This is a genomic window from Pseudomonas sp. GW821-FHT11G12, assembly GCF_058808055.1.
In genome coordinates, this window is record NZ_JBXARH010000001.1 from 106,165 (window position 1) to 113,190 (window position 7,026).

The following is a 7,026-nucleotide window of genomic DNA, read 5'->3' on the forward strand; positions in this document are numbered from 1 at the left end:
AAAGAATTACAGCCGCGGGCAACGGTCATTCGTTGCCCGCACATTCAACGCCTCGATCAACGACCCGCCAGCAACTCCGCCGCCTGATCCAGCAACGCCAACGGATCCTTGGCCTTGTGAATATCCACCGACAACAACTGCCGAAACTTGCGCGCCCCCGGGAAACCGGTGCCCAGGCCCAGCACATGGCGCGTGATGTGATGCATCGCCCCACCAGTCGCCAAATGCTCGGCAATATAAGGCCGCAACTGCGCCAACGCCTCGGCGCGAGTGATCACCGGCGCTGAACTGCCGAACAACTGCTGATCCACCTCGGCCAGCAGATACGGATTGTGATAAGCCTCACGGCCCAGCATCACACCGTCAAAGGTCTGCAAATGCTCATGGCAGGCCTCCATCGTCTTGATCCCGCCGTTCAAAATGAACTCCAGCTCCGGAAAATCCGCCTTCAACCGCGCCGCCACGTCATAACGCAGCGGTGGAATGTCCCGGTTCTCCTTCGGCGACAGCCCCTCCAGAATCGCAATCCGCGCATGCACCGTAAAACTGGTGCACCCGGCATCCCGCACCGTGCCGACGAAATCACACAGCTCCTCATAACTGTCCCGCCCGTTGATCCCGATCCGATGCTTCACCGTCACCGGAATCGACACCGCATCACGCATCGCCTTCACACTATCCGCCACCAACTGCGGATGCCCCATCAGGCACGCACCAATCATATTGTTCTGCACCCGATCACTCGGGCAGCCAACGTTCAGATTCACCTCGTCGTAACCGTGCTCCTGCGCCATACGGGCGCACGCGGCCAGGTCCAGCGGGACACTGCCGCCCAGTTGCAGAGCCAACGGATGCTCGGCTTCGTTGTGACGCAGGAAGCGCTCGTGATCACCGTTCAGCAGCGCGCCGGTGGTGACCATTTCGGTGTAGAGCAGGGCGTTTTTCGACAGCAGGCGTAGGAAGTACCGGCAGTGACGGTCAGTCCAATCCATCATCGGCGCGACGGAGAAACGGCGGGAGAGTGGGGCGGGTGTAGCGGTGATTGGGGGCATTGGGGGTACGGAATCGGTGTGGCTGGGAGGTGGGGGAGTTTATCAGGAATGACCGGTTGGGCTCAGTGATATCCGGCGGAAATACAACCTCATCAAGTGTGGGATTAAGCAAGACAGCCATGAAATGGACTGATAGCATCAGGCTATCAATAAGAGTGAGGAAGGGATCCCATGCTGAAAAAAATCGCGTCATCCATTCTCGTCGCCGGCGCCCTGCTTGCCTCCGCCCAAGGGGCTTTCGCCGAAGAAAAGCTGTTCAAAAACTACGTCTACCAAACCCCACTCGCAAAATTCACCGAAGCCGCTGGTTACTACGACTGCTCCGAAGACGTCGGCGGGACCGCGAGGTGCATCGACGATGTGGATTTCTTGGAAGAGAAATTCACCGTCGCGCTGATCTTCTCGGGTGACAAGCTGATGATGGTTTCGTTGATCAGCCCGTTTGATCAGAACCTGTATGTCAAAGCCATCGCGGGGCTTTCCAAATCCTTCACGCTGGTTTCCATGAGCGATGAGAAATCCATCCTGGATATGTTTGATACCGCGAGAAAGTCGAGAAGCACTGAAGAGCTGACGACGAAAATTTCCAATTTTGAGCAGGTTGGTCTGGCGTCGGGGAATTTGACTTATACGTTTCTTGAAGGGTTGAACGCTAAAGGGCAAACCAATGCTGTGAGTGCGTTGGCTGCTGCGCCGGAAAATATTCGGTCCGCTGAATTGGTGATGGCGGGGCAGGGTGCTGATTCGGGGATGATTATTCGGTTTACGTTTCCGCGGTTAGAGGCGAATAAGATTTTGGCTGAGGCTAAGAAGCCAGTTGAGGCGTTTTAAATTTTTTGTTGATTTTTTCGAAATATGCTGAGGTGATGAGAAAGAACGGATTAATTTTTGTGAAGGTGGAAGATAAATAAATCCGTCTCATTTTTTTAAATTTCTTAACGTCGTTGAAGGATTGTGTTGTGAAAGGAATTAAGCCATTTCTGGTGTTGAGATACTCGCTGATCGAAAATAAGCAAGGTGCTCTTGTTCCGTCGCCTTTACCTAAACCCAAGGGAGCTGTTGTGGTGGCAGCCCTACAGGACGATGGTCGTGAGTTCGTAAAAAACAAAGTCCGTTATAGTTTTGTGGGTTTTGCATATGCTAAGCCCATCGCTGACGAGTTTCCTGAAAATAGATTTCTAGTAGGAAAGACGGCCAAGCATAAATTAACTAAGGTTGGCGATAAAGTTCCTGGTGATATAGTCGCGCACGACGCTGATGATTGGGTTCCAGTTATTACCGTGGTTGATACTGTGGATCAGTACATTTTTGTCCAGCATGATTGGCGATTTGGTACGGATGAGCAAATTGCAAACGCCATTCAAGCGGGGCTTAAAGACCCCGTTTTGAATGAATTTAATTATTCAATATTTATTGAGCCTAAAACCGTTCGGGGTGAATTTTGGAACGTAATTGGATCTCATAGAAAGATTTTTGAAATTGAACTTGAGCTCATTTCTCCAAATATATTAGAGACTAATATAAAAGCCCGTGATGCACTCAAAGCGATGAAGGATCTTTTTGGTCAGGATGAAGTGAAGATCTCGCTGAGCAACGAGTTTGGAGATCTCAAGGTTCCGGCTTCCCCTGTAGAGGACTACATAGACTATATTGAGGAGGGGGAAGGTAAATGGAGTGTCACAACTGAGGGTGATCATAATGGCAGGAAAATCCATAAGAGCACATCTGCCATTGTGAAAATTGATCTGAATGTTCCTTCTGATGATGTGGTAATGCAAGAGGGTCAACTAGAACTTGAGACTGGACAGCCTGCGCCGGGTCGCTCTGTTCACGATGCTCGAATGGTGGCTGACGTGTATTCTGCTATAGGTGATTTGTTGAGGCGTTAACATGGTTCGCCTACTGTTCGTTTTTATTACATCGTTCAGTCTCTGTTACCTGTCGTTGTGGGGGACGAAGGGGGAGGCGAGCCCATTATTTAGCAATGTAAATCCAGTGCTATTCGTTTTGGGTGCGCTATTTGGAGCTCTCTCGTTGGCATTTTTTAACTATGTCGAAGGTGTTTTAAAGGATGTACCTAAAAAGCTGAAACAGCAAAAGCCAAAGGCTTTTATAATGGTTGTTGAAGCTTTAACAGATTTAAAGCACGAAGTTGTCACCAATGTTGTTTTGGTTGTTGTTTTTTTGATGGTTACATTTGTAGTTGGTGCAGTAAGTGAAATGCCTTTTATGCAGAGCGTAGAGCCTTTGAACTATTTGATGTGGGCAGCATTGTCGGTTCGTGGCGCCTGTCTTATTAGCGTTCTTGTGGTGATGTGCGTACAGTTGGCAGGGTTTGTGACGGCAAATAAGTTGCGGGCGGAAATTTCTATGAGTGGTGAGTAGTTTTCGGTCCCATGAAAGCTATAAAAATGGGACGGATTTATTTTTTAAGTGGAAAATAAATCCGTCCCCATTTTTTCCGTCCCCATTTTTTCCAAATATGGGGTCCTCCCGATTTAGTTTCCAATGCTTTGGGTTGTCAAGGGAGGTCTTACCCGCACAATTTTTTTGAAAGCATTTAACTCTTTCTCTATCACAGAAAGCTTGACATTGGAGAAGCGCCATCCCTTGTTCGTTCCCACAAGCGCTCTCGTAACATCCTTGCACAAGATCATTGCAACTAGATGTGCAATCTTCATAGCTTTCAGAAAATGCTTGAAATGGAAGTGCAATAAAAAATAATAAAATAAGTGATTTCATCATTGCAGCCATTGTTATGTAAATTTTAGCCAAAAATAAAAGTAATACCGTTAGTAAAGCTCGCTATGGCCAGCCATGAGTTAAATCGGGTTTTGAAGGACCTGCATTTTCCGGATCCCCTTGTACAAAGCCCGTGCTGCAGGCCGTACGGCCTTTACAGCTCCAAAGACCGACCTGCTGAGTGATTTTTTTACATACCCCAGCCTGTTCAAACTCATCTAGGTATTGCGGTAAGACACCGAAGACTTGGACATCTCCTTCAGCCCAGGATCTTCCACCACCTAAGCCGAGAACAGGCGTCACTGTAGTCATCTGAAACTCTGTTGGATTAATTGCAGTATTGATTGTTGCTGATTGACTTCCATCTGCTGGTACTACTGAGGTCACCCTGATACGAGTGGCGCAATAGCTATACCCTGATGGGACGGGAAGAACATAGTGAGTTTCCTCTCCTACTTGGGTGGCAGTTGGTACTGCCGACGCTGCTAACTGAATATAAGTTGGATCAATACCCATCAACCCAGCTGATGCTCCAAGTATTACCTTAGCCTCTTTGCTTTGTAAGTACCAATCTAAACCATGAGCTTCGCGCACAGAGTCATAATGCAGTGCCGAAACAGCAAACAGGTTTCGTGGGTATTTAGGGTTAGCAATACACGAACCGCTAGCGACTAGCATAGCGATTATCAAGGCAGATGCGTTTAGTTTCATTTTTGTTTCACTTGTCTGCGACAGAAACCAACAGACGCTGTTTAAATAAAAGAATCGGTAATCACCAACACTAGCGGATGAATTTAAGGGTTGTAAGATAATTTTGAAATAGTAATAAGTTCGATTTATTGCAAAAGCATACACGACATCTGGACGAACTGGTTCGCTTCGATTTCCATGCCTGACTTGAACTCCCCCCCCCTTGACGAAATTCTTGCAAACTACGTAGCGGTCACCGTATTGGCGGATGGCACCACGTCATTACAGAAAGCTACGTTTTTGGAGCGATGACGCTGAGATGCGTAACTTCATGTCTAAATGACGCGGATTAGCTCTAACGCAAGCGCCATATTACGGGCGGTGTTGATCGATGCATGAGTCCAATTGGCCCTGACAAAAAAAGGCGCACCCTGGGCAGTTTTTTCAGCCACTTCAACGCTAGAGAGTGGAGGGCTGGCCCCACCATTTCTCCTGTAGTCCCCATTCAAATGCCAATTTTGGTCATTGCAAACAAAAAAGCCGCCCGTCATCACCGGCAGCTATGGGTCGAGTGCAGCCCTTCGTGACAGGCAGCAATCGACCCGCTGCTGCCATTCATTCATCCCTGAGCCTATCTTGTGCCATCCGCAATATCTCTGCGTAGTTGCCTTCCATTGGAAGGTTTAGGTGCTTTTCAAATACGCAGCATAGGTTCCATAGGGCCCTTTGCTCTGCTCGGTCTTCAATAGCCAATGTATCGGTATCACTGAAACGACGGACAAACTCAAACAGCACTACCGCTTCGTCCGGTGAAAGAGGAATGGAAATGGTTGTGTCGAGTGGTGAGGGCATCAAAAAACCGCCTTAACTGCGTTATGGATTGATGAGTAGTCTGTGAGCGTGCGTTGAATTGCGCTACTCCGATGTCCGCTTTCGGCCAGAAGCGGACATTGGGAAGCCGACGGCTACCGGCCATTAACAGACGCTCACAATCGACCGCCACTGGCCGGAAGCATCCCTTCACGGCAGGCAGCTCTCGACCAAAAACGGCCGTACAGACGTATCCGCCTATAGGTGTAATTGTGCCTAATTGCTATCCGTGACTGAGACCCCACTATATTGTGGGTTAGATTAGTTGGTGTGCCAGTTTGGCGATCTCGCAAACATCAGGTTGCGATAGGTGATCAATAAGCGCGAGTTTTTTCCCGATTCCGTTCAAGGAGGTGCCCATAACAATGCCTGTCATATTTTCAGCATCTATCCAAAAACGATCATGGAATTCTTCGGTAACAACGTCTTTGATCGAAACCTTTGGCGCGACTGCCTTCAGGGCCGAATGCATACTCGAACTCTTGCTAGCCCGACGACCGTTCGTGAAGAATGTCACGGATTTAAGCTGGCCGGATAGTGCAGACATCATTTTTTCGAAAAGGGCAACGCAATCAGGACTATCTGAATAAAAATAGGGATCAATAATGAAAAGATCCCTTACACCATTCAATTTTCCAACGAATTGAAGAGCGATGTCTGTTATTTCATCCACATGAATACCTCCATGCAGTACAGCATCGCAAGTCAGCGAAAAGTTGAACAAAGAGGAAATTCCATTCTCAACAATATATTCGCGAAAATAATCGCGAGCGTTGATCGCATCGAATCTCGTGACGAGAAAATGTGAGAGCTCTGGATATTTATTCACCTCTTTCAGAAAGTCCACGACATCTGATCCTTCCTTGTAGCTTTTTACATAAATGATGCTGGACTCCATAGTCTTTTCCTTATTTTGTTGGCATGTAGAGACCAGCGTAGTGCTCAAGAGTGGCACAAAAAAGCTAGCTTTGCGTAGGCTGACTCGAAGGATGGTTTCAGCCGTTTATGTCCAGGCGCAGCACTCGTTTCTCCTAGCCGCGGCAACCTTCTTGGAGTTTGTGTCAGTCAGCACTCGTCCGTGGACAGATCACTCATCACCTAACCTCGTAGACGTCGCCGTATGACATCCATTAGCTGACTTCTGTTTGTTACCACCGTCAGCTTTGGGTCAAAAACGGTCTCTTCTGAGCGACTGCTTTTGGCCGTTTCCTGTCGGATGCGAAGGCAGCGCGTGATCAGTCGAGAGGGCGCGGTGGTACAGAAATGGTACGAGGCAAATGAGATGTTGCTGTGAGCCCTTGTATTAAAGCCTCTTGTCGTTAGTCGTTCCAATCCATCATCGGCGCGACGGAGAAACGGCGGGAGAGTGGGGCGGGTGTAGCGGTGATTGGGGGTACGGAATCGGTGTGGCTGGGAGGTGGGGGAGTTTATCAGGAATGGGGAAGAGGGGCTTGGGGGGCGTCTGGGTGGCGTGCCGGCGGATGCAGCAGCTTGATAAAGGGACGCTAAAAATAAACAAGTCCGCATTTCTAGATAATTATTTCTCTCGGCGGCTTGAGTTTTCTTTAGATTGAACCATCGTTTTTGATGCCAATGATGCCAATGATGCCAATGATGCCAATGATGCCAATGATGCCAATGATGCCAATGATGCCAATGATGCCAATGATGC

The 7,026-nt window shown here is 48.5% G+C and carries 7 protein-coding genes; 3 read left to right on the forward strand and 4 right to left on the reverse strand.

Going from position 1 to position 7,026, the window contains the following annotated elements:
- Positions 1–56: 56 nt before the first annotated feature.
- Positions 57–1,052, reverse strand: coding sequence for a tRNA dihydrouridine(20/20a) synthase DusA (gene dusA, locus AC1RR7_RS00455; RefSeq protein ID WP_493155655.1), 996 nt, complete (start codon positions 1,050–1,052; stop codon positions 57–59).
- 171 nt (positions 1,053–1,223) lie between these two features.
- Here dusA and AC1RR7_RS00460 point away from each other — a divergent pair, with 171 nt between their 5' ends.
- From AC1RR7_RS00460 to AC1RR7_RS00470, 3 genes are all read left to right on the forward strand, one after another.
- A complete protein-coding gene (locus tag AC1RR7_RS00460) occupies positions 1,224–1,883 on the forward strand; it encodes a gluzincin family metallopeptidase (RefSeq protein WP_493155657.1) in 660 nt (219 codons plus the stop codon).
- Positions 1,884–2,011: 128 nt separating this feature from the next.
- The gene (locus AC1RR7_RS00465; protein ID WP_493155659.1) at positions 2,012–2,941 is read left to right on the forward strand and encodes a hypothetical protein; all 930 of its coding nucleotides are present in this window, start codon (positions 2,012–2,014) and stop codon (positions 2,939–2,941) included.
- A 1-nt stretch (position 2,942) separates the two neighbouring features.
- Positions 2,943–3,437: a hypothetical protein gene (locus AC1RR7_RS00470; protein ID WP_493155660.1), complete on the forward strand. Its 495-nt coding sequence runs from the start codon at positions 2,943–2,945 to the stop codon at positions 3,435–3,437.
- A gap of 420 nt (positions 3,438–3,857) precedes the next feature.
- On the opposite strand, the gene AC1RR7_RS00475 is transcribed toward AC1RR7_RS00470, so the two are convergent.
- From AC1RR7_RS00475 to AC1RR7_RS00485, 3 genes are all read right to left on the reverse strand, one after another.
- Positions 3,858–4,649 carry a hypothetical protein gene (locus AC1RR7_RS00475; RefSeq protein ID WP_493155662.1) on the reverse strand — a complete coding sequence of 264 codons (792 nt, stop codon included), beginning with the start codon at positions 4,647–4,649 and terminating at the stop codon, positions 3,858–3,860.
- Positions 4,650–5,099: 450 nt separating this feature from the next.
- Positions 5,100–5,336 carry a hypothetical protein gene (locus tag AC1RR7_RS00480; protein ID WP_493155664.1) on the reverse strand — a complete coding sequence of 79 codons (237 nt, stop codon included), beginning with the start codon at positions 5,334–5,336 and terminating at the stop codon, positions 5,100–5,102.
- Positions 5,337–5,610: 274 nt separating this feature from the next.
- A complete protein-coding gene (locus AC1RR7_RS00485; RefSeq protein WP_493155666.1) occupies positions 5,611–6,252 on the reverse strand; it encodes a hypothetical protein in 642 nt (213 codons plus the stop codon).
- Positions 6,253–7,026: the final 774 nt, after the last annotated feature.